Raw genomic sequence first — 2,955 nt, forward strand, 5'->3', positions numbered from 1 at the left:
CGCATAGCTTCGATAGGAATACACATCAGGCGACAACTACCTTGACGCGCGCCGCAAGTGCGGAGGGCCTCTCAAAGCGGCAGCGCATTGACCTAGCGCTTAAGAATATTACTCAGGAACAGCTCGCGCGTTTCGCACTTAAGTTCGCCGTGCATCGCGAAGATATCGCTCTTGACGAGGCGGGTCGCAAGATACTTGAAGCGGAAGATCCTCCCCTGACGCACATTACCCGGCGAGATGTCGCGCGAGCCTTCGGAGATGATCTCGCCGGCGAACGCAGTACAGTGGAGATTCTTCAGCGCCTTTTTGTTCTCTCTACCTCCTTCGAGGAGCTGTTCGGGAGAGGTCGAAGCATGCGTGACCTAATAGGTCAGCATATGGACCTAAATCCAGGTGATTGGTCGGTGGAGCATCTGTTTGGACAAATCGGTGCTTTTGAATGCTCCATAGCCCGATTTGGTTCGTTGCTAGCTGAGACTGTTCACCCTCTCTCTCGATCAGGGAAGGAGCAATCGCAATTGGTCGATATCCTTAACAATATAATCGGTCGAGACGGATACGAGCTCGCCCAGGTGGAAGAGGTTTCTGGTCACCCGATCTACGCGTTTCTTCCTTTGGCGCGTCGCGTCGGTGGCAGGCCGAAGAACCTAATTTTCGCCTCTCGAGGGCCTAAGCCGGAGATCGGCTTCGCCGATGCCATCAACAACGACATTGTGATTCTCTCTGGCGAGGAGAACTGCTTGGTTTACGATCTGCCAATTAGCTCCAACGGACTATTGTGGTCGGAGCTTGTCGCATGGTGGGGTGCTATAACCCCAATGGGCGACGCAGCGAGTCTCGGCGCACGCCTTAACGAATCTTTAGCCTCTGATGCAGAACGCAAGCTGTTTGCAACTTACTTCAAGGTCTATCGAAACGTTTTGAACGAGGCGTTGCCCGCGCTCATTCCGCAGGTCTATCTGCACTATGATCCGGCAGTCGTGAAAACCCTGCGCCACCGGCTTCCAATTCCGCGGCAACGCATGGACTTTTTATTGCTCCTTCCCGGAAGCCAGCGAATCGTGCTAGAGGTCGATGGGAAGCACCACTTCTCGGAAAACGACACCCCTTCTTTGAAGGTTTACGCGGATATGGTGTCAGCTGACCGCGAATTGCGGCTGGCGGGATATGAGGTTTACCGATTCGGCGCTAATGAATTAGTCGGTGCGAGCGCCGCAGAGAGAGTGTCCCATTTTTTTGACAAGCTCTTTCGGCTGCACCGCGTGAATTAGAAGCTGCTTACCTTTGCGGTTAGGAAAACCTGGTCAGGTTACCTTGAGGCGTGAACCTCGAAGTTAACCTGGACCCGTTGTCCCGGCTAATTAGATCGGGATAGCTTATCGTTGAAGTTGCCGAAAGGCCGAACTTGGTCTGACCCCCCTCCCTTTTCTACGGGTCACTGTCGAGAGGGTATCTATGGATAAGTTGCAAATAGGCTCGATTCAAGAACAACACCAATTCGGCCATGGATGCCATCTCTGCGGAGAAGGACTCGGGGGCGAGGTATTGCTGGTCGAAAAGCACGTCGCCCGTTTCTTCGTCAATCTGGAGCTTTGTGCCAGAACGTAAAATGCCTTGTACTTCGCCACCAGCCTTAAGCTCGATAAATGCGGAGTGGAGTATGCGGTTTCTAGCTTTGCGTAGACCGTGTAGCTTCTGGACCGCGGACTCAAAGCATTCCTTGAAACTGTTTTCCAGTGCTGCGGATAGCTTGCATTTTGGCAACGCATCGAGAAAGAGTTCGTGAACGCGGTCGACGAGTTTATCGTTAGTAAGATTTCGCAAAGATTGAGGCGGGCGTTGCAAGTGACTGGGGTCGAGAATTTGCCATCCAATTTCGCGGAGCCTATTTTCGATCCATTGGAATGAGACGGTAAACTCGCCGATTCGCTGATAGATCAGTTGTTCGGCGCGTAATTGCTCGGAGTTCATCGGTGAACCTCTGTGGCGAGCAATGCAGCTTTAAAGAATAGCGCGGTCAGTTCTTTTGGTAGCGATATAGATGTTGGCCGAGTATTCGCTGACTACGTTTTGGTTGCTTCTAAATAGTGCGCTCGAAGAGCGTGTTTGCTTGGGTGATTTTTCTGGTCGTCCGGTAACCTCACGGAGGTTCCACGGAGTTCCGCGAACTCCGTTCCTGACAGTTCTGCCGACACCCATAGCGTCATATCGTTACAGTTGACAGAAATGAGCTTAAGGTCAAAAAGGGTGTGTATGTCAGCCCTCAAGAGAATTCCATTTCCCACTATATTGGTGTGCATGCCCCGGTAGGCGCAGATATGTGCGGCTTCGAGAACCTGGGGCGCGTTGCAGCCTGTTACCGCGCACTGGTGGCCGTAAGCGTGTAGCAGTGCTTGCCGAAACTGTGGCTGGCCTCGTCTGCAAACGATCAGACCGAAGATGCGCTCTCGCGCATCATCTAAGTTGGAAGGATCGACTTCCGATTGGACAATAGCGTCTGATATTGATGGACTGGTATTCTCGATTGTCTTCCTTACTCTAAGAGTCGACGTTCGGTCGTCTATGTATATTTCCCATACGCCGTGTATCGGCGGATAGTAGAGTTCGTAGCGGCCATCATTGTGGTATAGGCCGTCAAGTTTATTGCCATCGTCGGTTCTACGTGGTTTTTTGTTGCCACTGAAATTTGTTCTGGAAGGTTTATTGACTGAAAGCGCGGCGAGATCTGGAGCGGTATTGGCAATTTTGTAGCCAGAGACGTTTTGCTTTAAAAAAAGTCTTACAGCCTTGGCTGTAGCTATGCCACCTAGCGAACAAACAGCGTCTAGCGCAAGCTCCCATGTGCGACTGGTCCCATGCTTGAATCTCTTGGAAGAGCTTTTGCTTTCGTCCTCCGCCGTTCTATCTCGGACAACTACAAACCCCAAGCTCTCTAACTTGCGCTTGACTGTAAGT

3 protein-coding genes are annotated in these 2,955 nt (G+C 51.8%); 1 reads left to right on the forward strand and 2 read right to left on the reverse strand.

Annotated features, from left to right (window positions below):
* Nucleotides 1-1,271 (forward strand): hypothetical protein (locus tag RUU78_RS02210; RefSeq protein ID WP_313913226.1); only part of this gene is annotated, 1,271 nt, incomplete at its 5' end.
* A 157-nt stretch (nucleotides 1,272-1,428) separates the two neighbouring features.
* Here RUU78_RS02210 and RUU78_RS02215 read toward each other — a convergent pair.
* Both RUU78_RS02215 and RUU78_RS02220 read right to left on the reverse strand, forming a co-directional pair.
* A complete protein-coding gene (locus RUU78_RS02215) occupies nucleotides 1,429-1,971 on the reverse strand; it encodes a hypothetical protein (protein ID WP_313913228.1) in 543 nt (180 codons plus the stop codon).
* Between the two features lie 92 nt (nucleotides 1,972-2,063).
* On the reverse strand, nucleotides 2,064-2,955 hold an 892-nt coding region (locus RUU78_RS02220; protein ID WP_313913230.1), incomplete at its 5' end, for an HNH endonuclease.

Source organism: Tahibacter sp., assembly GCF_032229445.1.
Taxonomy (GTDB): domain Bacteria; phylum Pseudomonadota; class Gammaproteobacteria; order Xanthomonadales; family Rhodanobacteraceae; genus Tahibacter.

Coding starts and splice junctions, on each gene's coding strand:
- RUU78_RS02215 (WP_313913228.1), bottom strand. CDS start 1,971: ATGAACTCCGAGCAATTACGCGCCGAACAACTGATCTATCAGCGAATC.